Here is a 22957-nt window from a genome sequence, read left to right as displayed (position 1 = left end):
TACTTATTAATAATAACTAAATTCCAGAACGGGGCGCCACGCCCCACCTTTCGCACACGAGGAGACGCCATGCAAGTACACCATCCAGGGCAGGACTACGATCCACTGGTCAAGGAAGAATTCGATACCGCCCACCGGGAGTACGCGCGCCTGCGCGCGCAGTGCCCGGTGGCGCGCAGCGAGGCGCTCGGCGGCTTCTGGGCGCTGACGAAGTACGAGGACGTGCAGCGGGTGTTTTCCGACCCGGCCATGTTCATCACCTCGGTGCAGAACGTGGTGCCGAAGGTGGCGTTCTCGGGGCGCCGCCCGCCGCTGCACTTCGACCCGCCCGAACACACGCCCTACCGCGCGGCGCTCAACCCGCTGCTGTCGGAACAGAAGATCGCGGCCCTCGAGCCCACCATCCGCGCCTGCATCCGCGCCGAACTGGCGCCGCTGCTGGCGCGCGGCCATGGCGACGTGTGCGGCGATTTCGCCAGCATCTTCCAGGTCAAGGTGTTCAGCATCTGGATGCACCTGCCGCCAGAACTAGAAGCGCAACTGGCCGAGGCCGGCCCGGCCTTCGTCAAGGCGGTCGAGTCGGCCGATCCCGAGAAAATGAAGGAGACCAGCTTCGTGCTGTACGATATGGCGCGCACCCTGGTCGCCATGCGCAAGGCCACGCCGATGGACCCGGCCGAGGACCCGGTCAGCGCCTTCCTGGCGGTGCGCCACGAGGGCGCGCCGCTGCCCGAGGACATGGTGGTCGGCGCGATCCGGCAGGTGCTGGTGGTCGGCATCGTCGCGCCGATGGTCATGATCGGCAATATGGTCGTGCACCTGGCGCGCCACAAGGACCTGCAGGCGCAGCTGCGCGCCGATCCGTCCCTGATCCCGGCCGCGGTCGAGGAATTCCTGCGCCTGTACACGCCCTACCGCGGCTTCGCCCGCACCGCCCGCGCCGACGTCGAGATCGGAGGCCGCCTGATCAGGAAGGACGAGGCGATCGCCCTGATCATGGCCTCGGCCAACCGCGACGAGGACGTCTTCCCCGAGCCCGACCGCTTCATCCTCGACCGCCCTAACATCCGCGAACACCTGGCCTTCGGCCGCGGGCCGCACTATTGCGCCGGCACCGCGCTGGCGCGCAAGGAGCTGCAGATCGCACTCGACGAACTGCTGAAGGGAACGGTGGACCTGGAGATCGACGGCGAAGTGCTGATGAGTCCCTTCCCCGAGCTGGGGCCCTGGTACGTGCCGGCGCGCTTCGAGGTGGCGGCATGAGCGCCCCCGCCGACCTGGTGGTGAACAAGATCCGCCGCCGCATCATCCTGCCCTTCGTGCTGCTGCTGATCGTGAGCTCGCTGGACCGCGCCAACCTGAGCTTCGCGGCCCTGCAGATGAATGCCGAACTGGGGCTCACGCCCTCGCAGTACGGCCTGGCGGTGAGCGCCTTCTTCGCCGGCTACCTGGTGTTCCAGTTCCCCAGCATGTACCTGCTGCACCGCTACGGCGCGCGGCGCTGGATCGCGGTGTCGGTGCTGTTGTGGGGCCTGTTCGCCTTCAGCATGACCTTCGTCGAGGACGCCATGACGCTATATGCACTGCGCTTCCTGCTTGGCCTGGCCGAAGCGGGCTTCGCGCCGGGCGTGGTCTACCTGTGCAGCCGCTGGATGCCCAAGCGCTTCCGCGCCGCCGCGATCGGCATGACCATGCTGGCGGTGCCGCTGTCGGTGGTGCTCGGCGGGCCGTTCTCGGGCTGGCTGATGTCGGTCGATAATCCGATCGGGCTGGCCGGCTGGCGCTGGATGTTCATGGCCGAGGGCCTGATGACGATCGCGTTCGCGGTATTCGCCTGGCGCGTCTTCGTCGACAGCCCGGAGCAGGCGCGCTGGCTGGACGACGCCGACAAGGAGTGGTTGCGCCAGCAGATCGCGCGCGACGACGCCGAGACCTCCGCCGCCAGCATCGGCAGCGGCGCCGGCATCCTGCGCAGCACCCGCCTGTGGGCCGCGGCCGGCGTCTGGTTCTCGCTGATCGCGGGCGCCTACGCCATCCTGTACTGGCTGCCCCAGGTAGCGCGCCAGTTCGCCGCCAGTTCGCCGTTCGAGATCGGCGTGATCAGCGCGGTGCCGTGGCTGGGCATCGGCATCGGCATGTACTGGAATTCGAAGCATTCCGACCGCAGCAACGAACGCTTCCTGCACGTCCTGCTGCCCCTGCTGCTGTGCAGCGCCTGCATGGCGCTGGCCACGGTGCCTGCCAATGGCGCGGTGGCGCTGGTGCTGCTGTTCGTCGCAGGCCTGGGCCTGGGCGGCGCGCAGAGCGTGTTCTGGACCATCCCGACCGGCTTCCTGGACAAGGATTCGGCGCGCCACGGCATCACGATGATCAACTTCTTCGGCAACCTCGGCGGCCTGTTCGGACCGTATGCGATCGGCGTGGTGCGGCAGTCGACCGGGTCGTTCTCGGTGCCGATCTATGCGATGGCGGGGATGCTGCTGGTGGGGGCCCTGCTGCTGGTGTGGACCCAGGCGCGCGGGCCGCGCGGGGGGAATGCGGCGCCGGTGTCGACACGCTGAAGCGCTGAGGCGCTGCGCTGGAGCGAAAGGCCTGGGCGACCAGGCCTTTTTTTCGCCCGCACACCCGGCAACGCACGCCCCCCTCCACGTCGTTCCCGCGAAGGCGGGAACCCAAGTTCGCTAGCATCGACGCTACGATTGACGTTATCGGCGGCGCGGAAGACTTGGGTTCCCGCCTCCGCGGGAACGACGAGGGTCCTCCAGGATATACGGGCAAAAAAAAGCCCGGGATCTCCCGGGCTTCCTCGTTTATCGCCGTTCGATCAGAACGCCTTGGTCATCTGCACCGTCACCACCCTGCCCAGCACATTCGCATTCTGCGGATCGAAGGCATACGCCGCATTGTTATTGGTCGACAGCACCACTGGCGGATCGCGGTCGAACAGGTTCTGCACGTTCAGCGAGAAGCGCACGCCGCCCCAGGCGCCGGTCTTGGCCGGCGAGCGCCAGGCCAGGTTCAGGTCGAAGGTCTTCCACGCGTCGATCTCGACCCGCGGCTGGGTCACGCCGCCGATGGTCAGCGGCAGGTCGTTCAGGTAGGAGCCGACGTAGTTCATTGCCAGGCCGGCATTCCACTGGCCCTGGGTCCAGGCGAGCGCGGCACGGCCGCGCATCGACACCGGCACGTTGATCCGGTCCAGGTCCTCGCGTTCCGACGCCAGCGGCGACACCCGCACCTTGTTATTCAGGATTTTGGTCGCGTTGACGTCGGCGTTGAAGCGGCCATACGAGGTGTCCATCTCGTAGCCGAAGTCGAAGTCGACCCCGTCCTGCACCGTGCTGGCGGCATTGGTATTGCGCGCGATGAACAGCGCGGTCAGGCGGCAGGCGTTCGATTCGTCCGGCATGCTGAGCGACGGCGCACCGTAGGCCTGGGCATAGATCGGGTTGTAGGTGCTGCGGTCGCCCGCGACGCAGCCGGCCGGCTGCGCCGCCGGGGTGATGTAGGGAGCGTACACGGCGCGGTTGGTCGGGCTGGCCAGGAAGCTGTTGGCCACCGTCTGCAGGCCGATGATCTGGTTTTCGTACTTGATCCGGTACACGCTGGCGCCCAGGCGCAGGCCGTCGACGAACCACGGCTTGTAGTCGGCGCCGAGCGAGAAGTTCTTGGCTTTCTCGGGCGTCAGCTCGGGGTTCGAGCCGCCCAGGCGCAGCACATAGCTCTGCCGGGTCGCGGCGTTCGACAGCGGAATCGCCGGATCGCCCGCGGCATTGGCGATCAGCTGGGTGCTGACCGACGAGAAGAAGGTGGTGTTGGCGTCGGTCAGGTCCGGCGCGCGGAACGAGGTGCCGGCCGCGCCGCGGATCGCCAGGTCGCCGTTCACGCCCCAGACGAAGCCGATCTTGGGGTTCGAGGTCTTGCCCACGTCCGAGTACTTCTGCGAGCGCGCCGCCAGGTTGAGCGAGAAGCGCTGCATCAGCGGCAGGCTGTTCTCGGGACCGACCAGCGGCACCGACAGCTCGCCGTAGACCGCGTTGATGCGGCGCTTGCCATAGGCGCCGACGGTGTCCGAGGTGGCCCGGATGCCGATCGAATCGCGCCACTGTTCCAGCCCCAGGCTCTCGACGCCCACCGCGGCGCGCACCATCCCGCCCGGCAGCGCGAACAGCGGGCCGTCGAAGCGCAGCGAAGCCTGCTGCATCTTGACCCGGTTGCGGTCGTTGCCCTCGACCAGGAAGCGACCCAGCACATCGCTCGATGCCGGCGTCGAGCTGAAAGGATTGAAGCTGCCGTCGTTCAGCGCCGCCTGCAGCGCCTGGGTGTGGATATTCCCGTTCAGCGCCGGGATGCAGTTGGCGCAGGTCTTGGTGCCGGTGGCGCTGAAGACCGCCTCGGCGCGCCATTTGTTCTCGAAGTCGCGCTGCAGGCCGATGGTATTGCCGTAGCCCTCGGCCAGTGAATGGCCGCGGTCGGGGATCACGCGCCCGACGTGGTTCAGGAACGAGAACGACACCGCCTGCGGCGCGCCCGGCGCCAGGCCCGGCACATTGGGGATGTAGTACGGGCTGCTGGCCGGCAGGGTGAGCGTTGCATTCGGCTGCGCCAGGCTGAGCGAGGTATTCTCGCTGCGGTTGTAGTAGCCCTGGTAATAGAGCTTGGTCTTCGGATCGATTTGCAGGTTGAGGTTCAGCGAGCCCTGGTTGCGCTCGGTCTCGGGGATCAGGTCGTTGTAGTCGCTGGCATCGAGCAGGTTCGGCTGGTTGCGCAGCAACTGCGAGCCATCCAGGCCGGTGCCGCCGTAGCCGGCCGGGATGCCGTAATAGGTAAAGCTGCCCGCGCTCGGGAACACCGGGTTGATGCCGGTGCCGGCGACGATGATGTTGCCCGGCGCCGCGCTGGTGGCCAGGTTGGTGCGGATCCGGTTGTCCAGGCCGCCGAAGCGGGTCAGGTCCTGACGCGCGAAGGGCGTCGAACCCTGCAGCATCGAGTCGCGCTTGTCGTAGTCGTAGGCAGCGACGATGCTCAGCCGGCCCAGGCCGCCCAGCTGCTTGACGGTATGGCCGGCGACGATCGAGGCGCCACGCTGGTCGTAGCCGTTCGTGTGGGTGTAGCGCGGCGTGATCTCCACGCCTTGGTAGGACTTGCGGGTGATGTAGTTGACCACGCCCGCGATCGCGTCCGAGCCATAGATCGCCGACGCACCGTCGGCCACCACATCGATTCGTTCGATGAACGATACCGGCAGCTGGTTGGCTTCGGTGAAGGTGGTCACGTTACCGGTCGGCGCGATGCGGCGGCCGTCGATCAGCACCAGCGTCGCGCTGCTGCTCAAGCCGCGCAGGCTGATGGTAGAGCCGCGCTGGACGTTGGCCGAACCGTTTTGCGCCGTGCTCGGCACGTCGCCATAGCCGAGACCCTGCACCAGCGGCACCGTCTTGAGCACATCGATCGGATTGTTGTAGCCGGTCGTGACCAGGGTTTCGCGGTCCAGCACCACCGACTTGGAACCGGCCGCGCTGACGCCCCGGATCTGGCTGCCCGTGATGACCACTTCCTGCACCGCCTCGGCCACGACCGGCGGTGGCGGTGGCGGCGGTGGCGCGGCGCTGGCCTGGCCGGGGGCGGTGGCGGTGGCAGGCGCGGATGCCTCCTGCGCGTGCGCGCTGCCGGCCACCAGCGCGCACAGCACCGCGATGGCGACCGTGCTGCGCCGGAAGGGAATCCCTGGGGTTGTGATGGCGAACGGGGTCGGGTCGAACGAAGTGCCGCTCGATGTACTGCTATGACGCATTGGCATGGCTAGTCTCCTTGTTGATCGTCGATACGCCTGGCGGCGTGTTCGCGCTGCGCCTTGTCGAGGTGCGCAGAGTTTTTGTTATTTCTTTTAATGGTTTTAGTTTATAACCATATCCACGGCGGGTGCAAGCGCTTTTGTCACGGCCTGGGCGGATGCGCAACCAATAGATAGTTATTCGATAAAATGCTTATATTTTAAAAGTTCTGACGTAGAATAAATTCACAACCAAAACCAGAACAGGAGACGAGATGGTTCACGATCCGATCGCGCGCCTCGGGCGCGCCATGCTGTTGTCAATGCTGGCGCTGCTGGCGCCACCGCACGCCGCAGCCAATGCCGGCGCCACCCCGGTGCCCATGCTGACCCTGCCGGCCAAGGCCATCGTCAAGCCGGTGCTGGCCTGCGACGCGGCGCAGCTGAACCGCTTCGACCGGCTGCCCAATGCCCCCACCGAGATCGCCAGTGCGCGACTGGTGGCGCAGGACGGCGCGCGCGCCGAACACTGCCTGGTCTCGGGCTATGTCTGGCCCCAGGTCAAGTTCGAGCTGCGCCTGCCGACCATCGGTTACACCGGCCGTTACCTTCAAATCGGCTGCGGCGGCAACTGCGGTTTCATCCGCCCCGAACCCTCGCCCCGCTGCGACGACGCGATGGCCGCGAGCGGAGCCTTCGCCGTCGCCGCCACCGACGCCGGCCACAGCGCGGCGTCCACCGGCAGCCTGTGGGCCCGCGACAACCGCGCGCTGCAGGACGACTTCGCCGAACGCGGCGTACACGTGGTGTCGATCGCCGCCAAGGCCATCATCGGCGCTTTCTACGGCAAGCAACCGGATCACTCCTACTTCCAGGGCTGCTCGGACGGCGGACGCGAAGCGATGAAGGAAGCGCAGCGCTACCCCGGCGACTTCGACGGCCTGGTGGCCGGCGCGCCGGCCAACTACATCAGCACCGCCTTCCTCAAATTCGCCTGGCAGTTGGCCCACGACCGCGATGCCGCCGGCGCCCCGATCATGAGCGCGAGCGCGGTCAAGACCCTGCACGCGGCCGTCATGCGCGCCTGCGATGGCCTGGACGGCCTGGTCGACGGCCAGATCGACGATCCCCGCGCCTGCACCTTCGATCCCGCCACCCTCGCCTGCCCCGGCGACGGCGCCGAACGTCCCGGCCAATGCCTGGGAGGCGCGCAAGTGCGCACCGCGCGCGCTGTACAGCGGCCCGGTTGCGCCTGACGGCCGCCACCTGTTCCCGGGGGGCCTGGCCCATGGCTCGGAACTGACCTGGGCCCGCCCCACGACGCCGGCCACGGTAGAGGGCTATTTTGGCAACATGATCTACGGCGCCAAACGACCGGACGGCGTCAGGCTGGGCGACTTCAAGTTCACGGCCGAGGAAGCGCAAGAAATACGCCAGCTCGGCGCCCACTACGACGCTTACGATCCCGACCTGCGCGCCTTCCGCGACCGCGGCGGCAAGATGATCGTCTGGGAGGGCGCGGCCGACCCGTCCTCTGGCCCGTACGCGACGCTCCACTATTACCAGGCGGTGCGCGACCTGCTGGGCGGCACCGCAAAAACGCGCGACACGATGCGGGTGTTCATGCTGCCCGGCGTCTACCACTGCCGCGGCGGCAGCATGCCCTACGAGGCGAACTTCCTGGGCGCGATCGTCAACTGGGTCGAGGCTGGCGTGGCCCCGGACAGCGTGACCGCGGCGGCCGTCAAGCCCGACGGCGGCGTCCGTACGCGTCCCATCTACGCCTATCCGGTACGCGCGCAGTACACCGGCAAGGGCAGCATCGACGACGCCGCTAACTTCCGCGGCGTCGCCCCGGCGAACGATCCCGACGACCGCTATCCGTGGATCGGCGCCAATACGAAGTAATCCCAGGAGACCAGACGATGATTACGAGACGACAGATGGTGGCCGGCCTGGCCGGCCTTTCCACCCTCCCCAAGCTGCTTCATGCAGCGCCGCAGGCCAGGCCGCGGGTCGAGACCCGCCATGGCATCGTGGAGGGCGTACGCGCCGACGGCATCGACGTGTTCCGCGGCATGCCCTACGGCGCCCCGACCGGCGGCGCCAACCGCTTCATGCCGCCCGCCCCGCCCGCGCCCTGGACCGGCGTGCGCAGCGCTGACCGCTATGGCAACCGCGCGCCGCAGACGCCGGTGAACCCGCCGCCGCCCGAGCGCCCCCAACCCACTTACAACCTGGCTTCCGCGATGCGCGTGAGCGAGCCGGAATCGGAAGACTGCCTGGTGCTCAATGTGTGGTCGCCCTCGGTGAGCGACGGCCGCCGTCGTCCGGTGATGGTGTGGATCCATGCCGGCGGCTTCGGCGTCGGCAGCGGCGGCGCCCCGCATACCGACGGCGCCGCGCTGGCGCGCCTGGGCGACGTGGTGGTGGTGAGCCTGAATCACCGGCTCGGCGTCCTCGGCTACGCCTACCTGGGCGACATCGACGCCGGCATGCGCGACAAGGCGAATGTCGGCCAGCTGGACCAGGTCGCGGCGCTGGAATGGGTGCGCGACAATATCGCGGCCTTCGGCGGCGATCCGAACGACGTCACGCTGTTCGGCCAGTCCGGCGGCGGCGCCAAGATCTGCACGCTGATGGCGATGCCGGCCGCGCGCGGCCTGTTCCACAAGGCGATCTGCCAGAGCGGCTCGTATATCGAGGCGACGTCTCCCGAGCTGGCGACGCGCGCCATGCGCGCCGTGATGCAGGACCTGGGTGTGAGCGCCCTGGCGGGCCTGCGCCAGGTAACGCACGCCCAGCTGATCTCGGCCCAGCACCGGGTCGCGCGCGGCGCGCAGTTCCGCGGCTTCGACCCGACGCTCGATGGCGTGAGCCTGCCCTTCCACCCGTTCTCGCCCGAGGCCGTGGCCCTGTCGAGCGGCGTGCCGCTGATGATCGGCAGCACTCGGCTCGAAGCCAGCCGGCTGGCGCGCGACGCCGACGTGTTTACCCTGACCTGGGACAAGCTGCCCGCGAAATGGGTAGAGGGCTTCATGCGCAACGACCGCAGCGACCGCGGGACGATCTCTCTTGAGGAAGCCGCGCGCACGATCGGTGCCTTCCGCGCCGCCTATCCGAACGAAAACGCAAGCCGGATCTACCTGCGCGCCGCCTCGAACCTGTGGACCATTTTCGATGCCGTCAATATCGCCGATGCGCAGTCCAGCGGCGGCAAGGCGCCGGTCTGGCTGTACGAACTGGGTTACGAGACGCCGGTCGACGGCGGCCGCTGGGGCAGCCCGCATGGGCTGGACGTGCCGCTGGTGTTCGGGAACATGAAAGCCGCAGCGTCGATGGTGCCCGACGATGCGGCCAGCCGCGCGGTATCGCGGCAGATGAGCGGGGCCTGGCTGGCGTTCGCGAAGACCGGCAATCCGAACGGCTCCGGCCGCCTGGCCTGGCCGCGCTACGATGCGCGCACCAGGCCAGCCATGGTGTTCGACGTCGAGAGCCGCGTCGAACAGGACTACCGCGCGGTCGACCGCCGCATCCTGGCGGGCAAGCCGACCTTGCGCTGGTGATCAGCGCGGCGGCAGGCGCAGCGCGCCGTCGAGTCGTATCACCTCGCCATTGAGCGACAGGTTCTCGACGACGTGCTGCGCCAGCCGCGCGAACTCGTCGGCCTTGCCCAGCCGCTTGGGGAAGGGAATCGAGGAAGCCAGCGATTGCTGCACTTCCTCGGGCAGCTTGTACAGCAGCGGCGTGAGGAACAGGCCGGGGGCGATGGTCATCACCCGCACCCCGAACTGGGCCAGGTCGCGCGCCAGCGGCAGGGTCAGCGCATTCAGGCCGCCCTTCGAGGCCGCATACGCTTCCTGCCCCACCTGGCCGTCGAAGGCCGCGGCCGACGAGGTCATGACGATCACGCCGCGCTCGCCGTCTTCGAGCGGCTCCGACGCCACCATCTCGGCCGCCACGAGGCGGATCGCATTGAAGGTGCCGATCAGGTTGATGCCGACGATGCGGCTGAAGTCTTCCAGCGGCATTGGCGCGCCGTCGCGGCCCACCAGGCGCTTGGCGCCTCCGACGCCGGCGCAGTTGAGCAGGATGCGCGCCGGGCCGTGGGCCTCGCGCGCCGCGTGCAGCGCCTGCTGCACGCTGGATGTGTCGGTGATGTTGCAACCGCAGGCGATGCCGCCGATTTCGGCCGCCAGTTGTTCGGCTGCTTCCAGGTTGACGTCGAGTACCGCCACCTTCGCGCCGGCCTGCGCCAGCCGGCGCGCCGTCTCGGCGCCCAGGCCCGAGGCGCCGCCCGTCACCAGCGCCGATTTTCCCTGCATGTCCATGTGTTCTCCTGTTGTCTTGGTATCGTATTCAGGCGGCGAAGTCCGGATTCTCGAGCAGCACCGCGATACCCTGGCCACCGCCGATGCAGGCCGAGGCGATGCCGTAGCGGCCCTTGGTCTTGCGCAGCGCGCGCGCCAGCGTGATCGTCAGGCGCACCCCGGTGGCCGCCAGCGGATGGCCGAGGGCGATGGCGCCGCCATGCACGTTCAGGCGCGCGCGGTCCAGGCCCAGTTCGCGCTCGACGGCGACGATCTGGGCGCCCTGCGCCTCGTTGATCTCGAACAGCGCGATATCGTCGAGGGTAAGACCGGTGCGCTCGAGCAGCAGGCGGATCGCCGGCGCCGGGCCGATGCCCATGATCTCGGGCGGCACGCCGACGGTGGCGGTGGCCACCAGGCGCGCCAGCGGGCGGCAATCGCCCTGGCGCTGGCGCGCAACCTCGCCCGAGACCACGACCGCACCCGCGGCCGCGTCGACCAGGGCCGAGCTGTTGCCGCCGGTTTGCACTCCATCCGGATACAGGGGCCGCAGGCGGGCCAGCACCTCCACCGGCGACCGGCGCGCGTGGGTGTCGTGGTCCAGCATCTCGACCTTGCCGGCCAGGCGCAGCCTGCGCGTCGCATAGCCCTCGAGCTCGAAGCTCTCGTTGCGGATCGGGACGATCTCGCCGGCGTGGAAGCCGTCTTCGCGCGCCGCCACCGCGCGCTCGAACGAGAGCGAGGCGTATTCGTCGACCTCGACGCGGCTGATGCCGTACTTCTTCGCCAGGTTCTCGGCCGTCTGCGGCATGGTGACGCCGGCCGCCGGATCGTACAGCGCTTCCCACATATAGTCCTTGAACTCGACCGGCGCGCCGAGCCGGAAGCCGCTGCGGTGGCCGAAGGCGGCGATCGGGTTGCGGGTCATCGATTCGGTGCCGACCACCAGCGCGGTGTCGGTATAGCCGCGCGCGATCTGGTCGCCGGCCTGGCGGAACAGCTCGAAGCCGGTGCCGCAGATGCGCTGCACATTGATCGAGGCGACCTGCTGCGGCACGCCGGCATACATGCCGATATGGCGCGCCACGAAATACTGGAAGTAGTCGCCCGGCGCCATATTGCCGGTGATGACCGAGCCGATGTCGGCCGGCGCGACTCCGCTCCTGGCCAGCACTTCGCGCGCCACCTTGATGCCCATGTCGGTGGGCGAGATGTCAGCGAAGATGCCGCAGTAGTCGGCCATCGGCGTGCGCACGCCGTCCAGGATCCAGACATCGTCGAAATCCGCATAAAAACCGTTTGCCATGGTGTCCTCAGTCTGTCTTGGCGTGGAAAATGGCGGAGTCGTGCCCCGCGTACAGCAGCTCGACCAGGTGGGCGCGGTGGCTCAGCACGGCGCGCTGGTTGATCGAGCCCTTGTCGGTGATCTCGCCGCGGTCGATCGACGGTGGCTCGGCCAGCAGCAGGGCGCGCACGACCCGGGTCGCGCTGCCGCTGCCCTGGCGCCACAGGCGGTCGACCAGGTCCTGGAAATAGCCGCGCACCGCGGCTGCCTGCAGCACCTCGGCCGCCGGACTCGCAGGCGGCAGGCCGGCCAGCACGCGGCACTGGGCCAGGTTCGGGATGATCAACAGGCCGATGTCGGCGCGGTCGTGCCCAGTGATCACCACGTCCTGAACGTACGGCGCGCCTTCGTGCATCACGCGGCCACGCAGCGGGCCGACGCTGACCCAGGTGCCGGTGTACAGCTTGAAGTCCTCGGCCACCCGGCCGTCGAACACGAAGCCCAGGTGCGGTTGGGTTTCATCGAGCCACTTGACGGCGTCGCCCGAGCAGAAGAACCCTTCCTCGTCGAACATCGACGCGGTTTCTTCGGGAGACTTCCAGTAGCCGGGCGTGACGCTCGGGCCGCGGTAGCGCACCTCGATCTTGTCGCCGCAGGCCACCAGCTTGACTTCCATTCCCGGGCTGGGCACGCCCAGTTCGCCCGCATGCACGTCTTCGCGCATCGCGAACAGCGCGCACGGCGCGGTCTCGGTCATGCCCAGGCCGGTGGTCATGCGGATCCGCTCGCCGCAGGCCGCTTCGGCGCTGGCGTGCAGCTTGTCCCAGACCGGCTGGGCCAGCGCGGCGCCGGCGTAGAACTGCAGCTTGAGGCGGCTGTAGAAGTTGTCGCGCAATGCGATGTCCTGCTCCAGCGCCTGGGCCAGGTCGTCCCACCCCTTGGGCACGTTGAAGTAGACGGTCGGCGCGATCTCGCGCAGGTTGGCGATCGTGGTCGCGATGCCCTGCGGGGTCGGCTTGCCGTCGTCGATGTACAGGGTGCCGCCGTTGAACAGCACCATATTGAAATCCTTGTTGCCCCCAAAAGTATGGTTCCATGGAAGCCAGTCGAGCAGCACCGGCGGCTCCTCCAGCAGGAAGGGCCAGACCTGCTGCAGCATCTGCATATTGGCGCACAACATGCGCTGGGTATTGATCACCGCCTTGGGCAGCTTGGTCGAGCCGGACGTGAACAGGAACTTGGCGATCGTGTCAGGGCCGGTTGCCTCCATTGCAGCATCGACTGCATCGGTCGGCACGGTCTGTTCAAGCGTCGCGAATAAGGTCGCCTCGCGCTCGGCCGGGATGCCGCGGGTGACGACGAATTCGACCTCGGGGCCACAGACGGCCGCCATTGCCGGCCCGAAGGCCTTGCCGTCGGCCACGAACACCAGGCCCGGCCCGAGCAGCCGGACGATGTGGCGCAGCTTGTCGTAGTCCTTCGAGACCAGCGAATAGGCGGGCGAGATCGGGGCATACGGCACGCCGACGTACTGGCAGGCCAGGCCCAGCAGCGCGTGTTCCAGATCGTTCCCGGACAGGATCATCACCGGCCGGTCGGGACCGAGGCCACGCGCCAGCAGCGCCTGGCCGATGGCGCGCGCGGCGTGCAGCGCCTGGGCATAGCTGATGCGGCGCCATGCTCCGCCTTCCTCGCGGCGTGCGATGAAGGTGCGGTCGGGGGCGATGGCCGCCCAATGGCGCAGGCGGTCGACCGAGCGCACCGCATAGTCGCCCAACGGCGCCAGCGCCGTCACATAGGTCGCCCCGTCCCGCTGGCGCACCGCTACCTTGTCGTCGCCGAATGCCACCGGACGGTAACGCACGTTTGCTTCCATTCTTGTCTCCATTGGTTCATTCATTCCGCTGCCACATGCTGTTGTTCGCATTTGAGTCCGGGCCGCGGTCGGCGTATCAGCCTGCCGCGCGGACCTTGTTGGCCTTGGCGTCCAGGAAGGCCGACAGCCGTCCGCGCGTATCGGGATCGCTCGCCGCGACCGCCGCCATCAGTGCTTCCGTCATCATGCCATCCTGGACCGACTGGTCGGCGATCCGCGGCAGCACGTGCATCACGCCATAATTGGTCATCGGGGCGTTGCCGGCAATGCGCGCCGCCAGGCCCATGGCCTTTTCCATGCCCTCGCCCTCGCCCACCAGGTACTGGCTGACGCCGGCCGCATGGCCTTCCTGCGCCGACAGCACGCGCCCGGTCAGCATCATGTCGGTCATCGCAGCGACACCGATCAGGCGCGAGATGCGCGCCGAACCGCCGCCGCCGACGAACAGGCCGCGCGAGCCTTCGGGCAGCGCGTAAAAGGCAGATTCCTCGGCCACCCGGATGTGGCAGGCGCTGGCCAGTTCCAGGCCGCCGCCGACGACCGCCCCGTGCAGCACCACCACCACCGGCACCCGGCCGAAGGCGATGCGCTCGAAGGCGGCATGCCACATGCGCGAGTGCAGCACGGCTTCGGTGGTGTTGTTTTCGCGTACTTCGGACAGGTCGAGGCCGGCGCAGAAGGCGCTGCCCTCGCCGCACAGCACGGCGGCGCGCGCCTCGGGAGGAAGGTTGTCGAAACAGTCACGCAGCTCGGCCACCAGCAGGTCGCTCAAGGCGTTGCGCTTGGCCGCGCGGCAGATCGTGATGCGCGCGACTGCGCCGACCATCTCGATCTTCAGCAATGGGGGATTCCGGAGTTCGGTCATGGTGTCTGCGCGCTGGCGGGAAGCCGCGCTGTCGATTTCGTAATTTATCATAATGGTTATATCTTATAACGAAATGTCCCTACGTGCAAGCGCGATTCCCGGCTTTCTCCACTGGCTGCGACGGCGCTTGAACGGGCCGGACAACATAGTTATACTAAAGTACGATTATTATCTATAACTATTTTTTGATGGAGACGAGCATGCAGATCATCAGTGCCGACCAGGCGGGCAGCCTGATCAAGGACGAAGCGACGATCTTCCTCGGTGGGCTGGCCATGATCAGCCTGCCGGAGGAAGTCCTGAAAGGCATCGAGCGCCGCTTCCTGGCCGAAGGCCACCCGCGCGACCTCACCACCTGGGCCTGCGGCGCCATCGGCAACAGCCGCGACGGCGGCATGGTCCATTTCGCCCATCCCGGCATGATCCGGCGCACCGTGGCCGGCCACTTCGGCCAGACCGGCAAGGAATTGATGAAGATGATCTTCGACGACCAGGTCGAGGCCTATAACTTCCCGCAAGGTTCGCTGTCGCACCTGACCCGCCACATCGCGGCGCGCACCCCGGGCCTGCTGACCAAGGTCGGCCTGGGCACCTTCGTCGACCCGCGCCTGGAAGGCGGCAAGCTCAATGCCAGCGCGCGCGAAGACCTGGTCAAGCTGGTCGAATTCGCAGGCGAGGAATGGCTGTTCTATCCGCGTCCGCACATCGACGTGGCCATCATCCGCGGCACCGAGGCTGATGAAAACGGCAATATCACGCTCGACAAGGAAGGCGTGCTACTCGAGCAGCTGGCCCTGGCCCAGGCGGCGAAGGCCTGCGGAGGCATCGTCATCGCCCAGGTCGAGCGCGTGGTGCAGGCCGGCAGCCTGCATCCGAAAGCGGTCAAGATCCCGGGCCTGGTGGTCGACTACGTCGTGCTCGGCCAGCCCGAAAACCACATGCAGTCGATCACCACCCAGTACAACCCGGCCCTGTGCGGCCATGCGAAGGTGCCGGTCAACTCGCTGGCGCCGATGCCACTTGACGAGCGCAAGGTGATCGCACGCCGCGCCGCGCTCGAGCTGCGCCAGGGCGCCGTGACCAATCTCGGCATCGGCATCCCGGCCGGCATCCCCTCGATCGCCGCCGAGGAAGGCGTGGCCGACCTGCTCACCCTGTCGATCGAGAGCGGCGTGAACGGCGGCATCCCGGCCCAGGGCGGCGACTTCGCGCTGGCCTATAATGCCGAATCGATTATCGAGCAGGGCGCGCAATTCGACTTCTACGACGGCGGCGGGCTGGACGCCAGCTTCCTGGGCCTGGCCCAGACCGACAACCACGGCAACGTCAACGTCAGCAAGTTCAACGGGCGCCCGGTCGGCTGTGGCGGTTTCGTCAACATCACCCGCTCGACCAGGAAACTGGTGTACTGCGGCACCTTTACCGCCGGCGGCCTCGAGGTCGACGTCGGTGGCGGCCGCCTGCACATCAAGCAAGAGGGCAAGGTGCAGAAGTTCATCGAGGCGGTCGAGCAGATTACCTTCAATGGCCTGGACGCCGCCGAACGCGGCCAGGAAGTACTGTTCGTGACCGAACGCGCGGTACTGCGCCTGACGGTCGAGGGTCTGGAACTGACCGAGATCGCGCCCGGCATCGACCTGGAACGCGACGTGCTGGCGCACATGGGCTTCAAGCCCATCATGCGCGACGTGCGGCGTATGGACGCGTCGCTGTTCGAGGACCATTGGGGCGGCCTGGCCGTCGGCATCGAACGTAATCGCCAGCAGTAGGCACATTGCCATGTTTGCGTCGCATCCACACGACGGCCTGGACGCCCGGGCAGGCTTGCCTGCCCCGCACGCGCTATGCCACGCTATGATGTTGAACGGCGGCCGCCGCGCAATCGCGCGCGCCGCCCCACCTGCCTGACGCCATGAAAAAGACACTGATCCGCCTTACCGGCGGCGCCCTTGCGGTCCTGGGCGTGACCCTGGCCGCCAACGGCCTCGCCACCTACGACAATGCCATCCCGCGCTGGTGGGAGCCGGGCGACAAGCGCGACTTCCCGCGCGAACAGACCTTCGCCAACGAATACGGCAAGCTCACCACGCTCAATGCCGCCGGCAGCACCGCCACCGTTGGCCATCCGTTCTTCACGGCCCTCGGCGGCAACGGGCGCGCCTGCATCAGCTGCCACCAGCCTTCGGACGGCATGAGCCTGTCGCTCAAGACCATCAACGAGCGCTGGGCGCTGCTGGGCGAGCGCGACCCGATCTTCGCGCCGTCGGACGGCGCCAACTGCCCCAATCTGCCGATGAAGGAACGGGCCTCGCACTCGCTGGTGCTCGAGCGCGGGCTGTTCCGCATCCCGCGCGTTTGGCCGCCGCGCGACGCCGCCGGCAACGAGGTCAAGCCCGAGTTCACCATCGAAGTCGTGCGCGACCCGACCGGCTGCAACACCAGCCCCGAATATGGCCTCGCGAGCGCCGCGCCGACCATCTCGGTGTATCGCCGTCCCCGTCCGGTGGCCAACCTGAAATACATCACCGCGGTGGGCTTCTCGTTCGATCCCAAGAGCGGGCTGCCGCTGCAACGCGACCCGCGCACCGGCCAATACGTCAGCGAAGCGCTGATGGCCGACACCCGCGTATTGACACTGACCGACCAGGCGATCGACGCGATGCGCACCCACCTGCAGATGCAGGGCGACCCGACGCCGGAACAGGTGGCGCAGATCCTGGCCTTCGAATCGCAGATCTCGTCGGCCCAGAGCCACGATGCCTGGGGCGGCAGCCTGGCCGACGCCGGCGCGCGCGGCGGCCCGCAGCACATCGAGGAGGGCCAGGGCGGCGAACTGCAGTCGGGCGCCAATCCGATCTGGCGCGAATTCCTGGCCTGGAAGGCGGGCAAGGCGGCGCCGTCGGCGAACCTCGAACAACAGGCGTTTCGCGAATCGGTGGCGCGCGGCGCCGAACTGTTCAGCAAGCGAAACTTCCTGATCAAGGGCTCGGCCGGCATCAACTCGATGGGCTTCGGCGACCCGGTGCTGAACTCCTGCGCCATGTGCCACAATATGCACGGCAGCGGGATCGACATCGCGCCCGGCCGCATCGACCTGGGCACGACCAACGAGCCGCACGCCAAGCCCTCGCCCGAGCTGCCGCTGTTCAAGCTCACCTGCGGCGACGGCTACAAACCCCATCCCTTCCTGGGCAAGGTGGTCTACACGCAAGACCCGGGCTATGCGCTCACCACCGGCCGCTGCGAAGACATCGGCAAGATCACCACGCAATCGATGCGCGGCCTGGCCGCGCGCGCGCCATATTTCTCTAACGGCTCGGCCGCCAGCCTGCGCGAGATCGTCGACATCTACGATCGCCGCTACCACATCCAGTTCACCGAACAGGAAAAGCAGGACCTGGTCAACCTGATGAAAGTGCTGTAATGACGACATCCCCTTCCCTGCGGCGCGGCGCCCTGGCGGCCGCGCTGCTGGCCGCCGAGCTGGCCGTGATGGCCCAGGTCCAGGCGGTCGGCTTCCTCGCCTGCCCGGTCTACCGCGACACCGAGAACGGCCGCAAGTCGGGCTGCTGGTTGGCCACCGACGGCGCCAGCGGCGTGCGCTACGACGTCACCGACGCCGCCAACAAGCCCCTGGTCGGGCGCATGGTGCTGGTCGAGGGCGAGCCGGCCGGCACGCCCGACATCTGCGGCGGCGTGGCGCTGAATCCGGTGCGCGTCGCCGTGCTCGAGCAAACCTGCCCCGAAGTCATCATGCCGGCCGAGGGTTTCCCCAGCAAGCCGTCGGTGCTGCCGCCCGAATTCCTCAAGCCCCTGAACGTGCCGCGCAAGATCCCGACCGGCCCGTTCACGGCGCAGACCTACCAGATCGGTTTCAGCTACAACGACGACCGCCTGATCTACCAGAGCGTGGAAGTCACCATCGAACGCGCCATGCTGTATGCGGTGACCAGCAAGGCGCGCAGCGTGCGGGTGACTGGTTATGCCGACGTGGGCGGCTTCGAGGTGTCGGGACTGCGCCTGGCGGAACCCGAGGCGCTCGCGCGCGCGCGCGCCGAGATGGTCACGCTGGCGCTGGTGCGGATGGGCGTGCCGGCCGCTTCGATCGAGACCGAGTGGCGCACCGACCCGCAGCCGATCGACGCATCGCCGGCACTGGCGAATGCGTCGAAACGGCGGGTCACGGTGCTGGTGCAGCCTTGAACAATGCATGTCCGGCGTAGTGCCGGACTGTCTGAATGCGACGCGACATCTCCCTGCCACATCATTACTCCTCCGAGCGTGGTCAACGGCGCTTGAAGACTAATCCCTTCCGCAGCTGAACACTGCCCGCGCCTACGGCGCTTCTGCAACATCGTTCCCCCTCATCTCCCCAGCCTGTCGCCGTGGCGCGACTACACACGGATTTGCGTTTTCTCACTGATCAATCTCGGTTTAGTGACTACAGTCAAGAAATTCGTCGCAGTTGCAAGCGCGGATCGCTGCCGTGCATCGATGCCGATATACCAACCTCGGCCCCGAAAGAATTCATCGTATAGGAAGCCACCGTGAGCGAGCCCGTACAACCTCCGTCCAAACCGGCCGAACGCGCGCCGGAAGTCGCAGTTGCCCCGCTCAACACCATCGACCAGCAGGACGTCGGCGCCGGTGCCGCCACTTTCGACAAATGGCTGCGCAAGATCAGCCACGACTACGTCACGACGCGGCGATGGCGCAGGCCGAACGGTCGCTCAGCGCCGCCGAACTGGCCTGCGCCGCCGGCGTCGAGCAACTGCGCGCCAACCTCGCCGACGACGATCCCTGCCCGGTGTGCGGCGCCCTCGACCACCCGTACGCCCACCAGGACGCGACGCTCAAGGCCATGCTGGCCGGCCTGCGCGCCGAGGTTGCCGCCTGCCGCGCACAGGTGCGCGACAACGGCGCATTGCAGGCGACCCACCACGCCGCCCTGGCCGCGGCTGGAGAGCGCCTGGCGGCGCTGGCGCGCGAGCGCGGCGCGGCCGAGGCCCGCGGCGCCGACCTGGCCAGGGCCTGGGATGCCGATCCGCTGGCCAGCGAAGCGCCGGCAGAGACCGAACGCGACGCGTGGTTCGGCGCCCAGGGCGACAGCCTGCGCGCCGCCTTCGATGCGCTGGCCCAGCGCGAACAGGCCTGGCGCAGCGCGGCGGCGGCGCGCGATGCCGCCCAGCGCGACGTCGATGGCGCGCAATCGGTGCTGGCCGGCCTGCGCAAGAGCGCCGACGCCGAGCGCGAAGCCGCCATCGGCCTGCGGAACGAACTGAAGACCGCGAGCGCCCGGCAGGACGCGGCTGGCGCGCAACTGGACCTACTTTTGGCCGATCTCGATCCTGCCATGGCCGCGGCCCACGGCGACGGCTGGCAGGCGGCCTGGCGCCGCGACCCTGGCGGCTGGAGCCAGGCGCGCGCGCTGGAAGCCGCCCAGTGGCGCGAGCAGACCGAGATCCAGGCGCGCGCCGCCGCATCGATCGCGACGCTCGAGGTCGAGGCGAACGCCATGCAGGCGCGCGTCGCCGGGATCGACGACACCGGCGCGAAGCTCGCGGCCGAATTCGAGCGCCTCGACGGCGAACTGGCTGCCAGGCGCACGCTGCGCGCCGGCCTGTGGCAGGGGCGCGCGGCGGCCGACGTCGAACGCGAACTGACGGCCGCCGTGGCAGGCGCGCGCGCGCAGGTGGCGGCGCGCCAGCAGGCCGCCAATGAGGCGGCCCAGGCCGAGACCCGCGCGCGTACCGCGCTGGCCCAGCTGCTCGACCGCATCACCGAGCTCGACCAGGCCGGCGCCGCGGCCAGCACGGCCCTGGCCGACTGGCTCGACGACTACCGGCGCCACGCCGACGGCCTCGACGAGATCGTGGACACTGGCGAGCTGGCGCGCCTGCTGCAGGTCGGCGTCGCCTGGCTGGCGCAGGAGCGCAGCGCCCTGGCCGCCATCGAGACCCAGGTCGGCAACGCCAGCGCCATCCTCAACGAACGACGCGCGCAGCGCGCGGCGCACCAGGCGTCAAGTCCGCCCGACGGCCAGCCGTTCGAGGCGCTCAAGACCGCCTTCGACGCCCTGGTCGGCGAACGCCAGGCGGCAATCGAGACGGCCACCGCGCTACGCCTGCGCGCGCTGCAGGACGACGAGCGGCGCAAGCAGGCCGAATCCAGCCTGGCCGGGATCGAGCGCCAGCAGGCCGAGGAGCAGCGCTGGGGCAAGCTGTCGGAGCTGATCGGTTCCAGCGACGGCAAGCGCTTCCGCAACTACGCCCAGCAGTTCACGCTGGACGTGCTGCTCGGCTATGCCAACGCACACCTGAAGCAGCTGGCGCGGCGCTACCGCCTGGACCGGCTCGGCTACCAGGGCATGCCGTCGCTGGCGCTGATAGTGCGCGACCAGGACATGGGCGGCGAAATACGTTCGGTGAACTCGCTGTCGGGGGGCGAATCGTTCCTGGTGTCGCTGGCGCTGGCGCTGGGCCTGGCCTCGCTGTCGTCGAACCGGGTGCGGGTCGAGTCGCTGTTCATCGACGAGGGCTTCGGCAGCCTCGATAGCGAGACGCTGGGGGTGGCGATGGATGCCCTGGACGCGCTGCAGTCGCAGGGCCGCAAGGTCGGGGTGATCTCGCACGTGCAGGAGATGACCGAGCGGATCGCGACCAAGGTGCTGGTGCGGCCCGCCGGCGGAGGGAGCAGCGCGGTGGTGGTGGAGTAACCGTTAACGCGGTTCGCTGCGTTAGCAGAAACACNAGGAGATGACCGAGCGGATCGCGACCAAGGTGCTGGTGCGGCCCGCCGGCGGAGGGAGCAGCGCGGTGGTGGTGGAGTAACCGTTAACGCGGTTCGCTGCGTTAGCAGAAACACGTCGTTACTGCCACTGGCAGTAACGACTCCCCGCGAAGGCGGGGACCCAAGTTTCTACGCGCCCCACCGACGTATATCGTAGGAGACGCAAGCAAACTTGGGTCCCCGCCTGCGCGGGGACGACGGTCTCTCGGCTAACGAAGGAAGAAAATCCGTCGGCCTCAGTGACTCAGTGATTATGCCGCGGCATATCCTGCCCCACGCCACGATACGGCAACGCCAGCTCCATGCAGGCGCCCTTGTGCAGCTGGCCCACCGTCGCCCGGTAGATCTCCTGCCACGGCGTCTGGCTCGCCGGGATCGGCGGCGGCGCGTCGATGCGGCGCAGCGCCAGTTCGTCGTCCGAAATCATCACGTCGCAGCGGCCCTGGTTCAGGTCGACCCGGATCACGTCGCCCGTGCGCAGCAGCGCCAGGTTGCCGCCGGCCGCGCTTTCGGGCGAGGCGTTCAGGATCGACGGGCTGTCCGAGGTGCCCGACTGGCGGCCGTCGCCCAGGGTCGGCAGGTTGTTGATGCCCTGCTTGATCAGGTGATCGGGCGGCTGCATATTGACCACCTCGGCCGACCCCGGCCAGCCGACCGGGCCGGCGCCGCGGATCACCAGCATCGTGTACTCGTCGATGCCCAGGCTCGGGTCGTTGATGCGGTGGTGGTAGTCGTCCGAGCCGTCGAACACGACCACCTTGCACTCGAAGCAGTTCTCGTGCCCCGGATTGGCGAGATAGCGCGCGCGGAAGGCCGGCGAGATGACGCTGGTCTTCATGATCGCGAAGTCGAACAGATTGCCCTTCAGGACCAGGAAGCCGGCGGTTTCCTTCAGCGGCTCGGCGAACGGCTTGATCATCTCGCGGTCGTCGGTCTCGCGGTCGTAGATGTTCTGGGCCATGGTCATGCCGGTGACGGTCGGGCGCTGCGAACGCAGCATCCCGGCCTGCTCCAGCTCCCACATCACGGCCGGCACACCGCCGGCGCGGTGGAAGCGCTCACCCAGGTATTTGCCGGCCGGCTGCATGTTCAGCAGCAGCGGCACTTCGTAGCCGTACTCCATCCAGTCCTCGGGCGTGATTTCCACGCCCGCATGGCGCGCCATGGCCACGATGTGTGGCTGCGCATTGCTCGAGCCGCCGATGGCGGCGTTGACCACGATCGCGTCCAGGAAGGCCTCGCGGGTCATGATCTGCGAAGGACGCACGTCGTTCTTCGCCAGTTCGACGATGCGGCGGCCGGTCTCATAGGCCATCTGGCCCCGTTCGCGGTAGGGGGCGGGAATCGCCGAGCAACCGGTGAGCGACATGCCCAGGGCCTCGGCCACGGCATTCATCGTCGACGCGGTACCCATGGTGTTGCAGTGGCCGGCCGATGGCGCCGAGGCGGTGGCGATATCGACGAATTTCTTTTCGTCGATGGCGCCGGCCGCCAGCTGGCGGCGCGCCTTCCAGATCGCGGCGCCCGAGCCGACCAGTTCACCTTCGAACCAGCCGTCGAGCATCGGCCCGCCGGACAGCACGATGGCGGGGATGTCGACCGTGGCCGCGGCCATCAGCTGGGCCGGCACGGTCTTGTCGCAGCCGGTGGTGAGCACCACGGCGTCGATCGGATAACCGTGCAGGATCTCGACCAGGCCGAGATAGGCCAGGTTGCGGTCCAGCGCGGCGGTGGGGCGGCGGCAGTTCTCGAAAATCGGGTGCAACGGGAATTCCATCGGGATGCCGCCGGCGTCGCGGATGCCGTCGCGCACCCGCTTGACGGTCTCCAGGTGGATGCGGTTGCACGGCGTGATGTCGCTGCCGCTCTGGGCGATGCCGATGATCGGCTTCCCGCAGCGCAGCTCCTCGGGCGTGATCCCGTAGTTCATGAAGCGTTCGAGGTAGAGCGCGGTCATGTCGATGCGCTCCGGGTTGTCGAACCAGTCCTGTGACCGGTAGCGACGCGGGACGTCGTTGCAGACGTCGTTGCTGATGTTCTTGCTCATGCTGTCGGTCTT

At 68.1% G+C, this 22957-nt stretch carries 15 protein-coding genes; 9 read left to right on the top strand and 6 right to left on the bottom strand.

Features of this window, described 5'->3' with window-relative positions; genetic code table 11:
- The first annotated feature begins 69 nt into the window (after positions 1-69).
- Positions 70-1263, top strand: coding sequence for a cytochrome P450 (locus tag Q9246_RS25500; RefSeq protein WP_306394156.1), 1194 nt, complete (start codon positions 70-72; stop codon positions 1261-1263).
- Complete coding sequence (locus tag Q9246_RS25495) at positions 1260-2561, top strand: MFS transporter (RefSeq protein WP_306394154.1); 1302 nt, start codon at positions 1260-1262, stop codon at positions 2559-2561. The genes Q9246_RS25500 and Q9246_RS25495 overlap by 4 nt, the downstream gene beginning before the upstream one ends.
- Positions 2562-2824: 263 nt before the next feature.
- Here Q9246_RS25495 and Q9246_RS25490 read toward each other — a convergent pair whose 3' ends face one another.
- Positions 2825-5800, bottom strand: a complete 2976-nt coding sequence (locus Q9246_RS25490; RefSeq protein WP_306394152.1) for a TonB-dependent receptor domain-containing protein — start codon at positions 5798-5800, stop codon at positions 2825-2827.
- A gap of 248 nt (positions 5801-6048) precedes the next feature.
- On the opposite strand from Q9246_RS25490, the gene Q9246_RS25485 reads away from it, so the two are divergent.
- The 3 genes from Q9246_RS25485 to Q9246_RS25475 all read left to right on the top strand — a co-directional run bounded on the left by Q9246_RS25485 (position 6049) and on the right by Q9246_RS25475 (position 9339).
- The gene (locus tag Q9246_RS25485; RefSeq protein ID WP_306394150.1) at positions 6049-7029 is read left to right on the top strand and encodes a tannase/feruloyl esterase family alpha/beta hydrolase; all 981 of its coding nucleotides are present in this window, start codon (positions 6049-6051) and stop codon (positions 7027-7029) included.
- A 97-nt stretch (positions 7030-7126) separates the two neighbouring features.
- Positions 7127-7681 carry a tannase/feruloyl esterase family alpha/beta hydrolase gene (locus tag Q9246_RS25480; RefSeq protein WP_422802342.1) on the top strand — a complete coding sequence of 185 codons (555 nt, stop codon included), beginning with the start codon at positions 7127-7129 and terminating at the stop codon, positions 7679-7681.
- A 17-nt stretch (positions 7682-7698) separates the two neighbouring features.
- The gene (locus Q9246_RS25475) at positions 7699-9339 is read left to right on the top strand and encodes a carboxylesterase/lipase family protein (RefSeq protein ID WP_306394148.1); all 1641 of its coding nucleotides are present in this window, start codon (positions 7699-7701) and stop codon (positions 9337-9339) included.
- On the opposite strand, the gene Q9246_RS25470 is transcribed toward Q9246_RS25475, so the two are convergent.
- The 4 genes from Q9246_RS25470 to Q9246_RS25455 form a co-directional block, all read right to left on the bottom strand.
- On the bottom strand, positions 9340-10104 hold the full coding sequence (locus tag Q9246_RS25470; protein WP_306394146.1) for an SDR family NAD(P)-dependent oxidoreductase: 765 nt from the start codon (positions 10102-10104) through the stop codon (positions 9340-9342).
- A gap of 28 nt (positions 10105-10132) precedes the next feature.
- A complete protein-coding gene (locus tag Q9246_RS25465) occupies positions 10133-11389 on the bottom strand; it encodes a thiolase family protein (protein WP_306394145.1) in 1257 nt (418 codons plus the stop codon).
- Positions 11390-11396: 7 nt separating this feature from the next.
- A complete protein-coding gene (locus Q9246_RS25460) occupies positions 11397-13244 on the bottom strand; it encodes a feruloyl-CoA synthase (RefSeq protein ID WP_306394143.1) in 1848 nt (615 codons plus the stop codon).
- 76 nt (positions 13245-13320) lie between these two features.
- Positions 13321-14109 carry a crotonase/enoyl-CoA hydratase family protein gene (locus Q9246_RS25455; RefSeq protein ID WP_306394141.1) on the bottom strand — a complete coding sequence of 263 codons (789 nt, stop codon included), beginning with the start codon at positions 14107-14109 and terminating at the stop codon, positions 13321-13323.
- Positions 14110-14309: 200 nt separating this feature from the next.
- On the opposite strand from Q9246_RS25455, the gene Q9246_RS25450 reads away from it, so the two are divergent.
- The 4 genes from Q9246_RS25450 to Q9246_RS25435 all read left to right on the top strand — a co-directional run bounded on the left by Q9246_RS25450 (position 14310) and on the right by Q9246_RS25435 (position 20824).
- Entirely contained in the window at positions 14310-15878 is a 1569-nt protein-coding gene (locus Q9246_RS25450; protein WP_306394139.1) for an acyl CoA:acetate/3-ketoacid CoA transferase, read from the top strand.
- 143 nt (positions 15879-16021) lie between these two features.
- Positions 16022-17533 carry a hypothetical protein gene (locus Q9246_RS25445; protein WP_306394137.1) on the top strand — a complete coding sequence of 504 codons (1512 nt, stop codon included), beginning with the start codon at positions 16022-16024 and terminating at the stop codon, positions 17531-17533.
- On the top strand, positions 17533-18312 hold the full coding sequence (locus tag Q9246_RS25440) for an OmpA family protein (protein ID WP_306394135.1): 780 nt from the start codon (positions 17533-17535) through the stop codon (positions 18310-18312). Before Q9246_RS25445 ends, Q9246_RS25440 begins: the two co-directional genes overlap by 1 nt.
- Positions 18313-18775: 463 nt before the next feature.
- Positions 18776-20824: an SbcC/MukB-like Walker B domain-containing protein gene (locus tag Q9246_RS25435; RefSeq protein ID WP_306394132.1), complete on the top strand. Its 2049-nt coding sequence runs from the start codon at positions 18776-18778 to the stop codon at positions 20822-20824.
- 318 nt (positions 20825-21142) lie between these two features.
- Here Q9246_RS25435 and Q9246_RS25430 read toward each other — a convergent pair whose 3' ends face one another.
- Positions 21143-22945, bottom strand: a complete 1803-nt coding sequence (locus Q9246_RS25430; protein WP_306394130.1) for an IlvD/Edd family dehydratase — start codon at positions 22943-22945, stop codon at positions 21143-21145.
- Positions 22946-22957: the final 12 nt, after the last annotated feature.

It is taken from the genome of Telluria beijingensis (assembly GCF_030770395.1).
GTDB lineage: Bacteria > Pseudomonadota > Gammaproteobacteria > Burkholderiales > Burkholderiaceae_D > Telluria > Telluria beijingensis.
The sequence above is the reverse complement of the archived record's forward strand: the minus strand, read 5'-3'. Positions and strand labels throughout refer to the sequence as shown.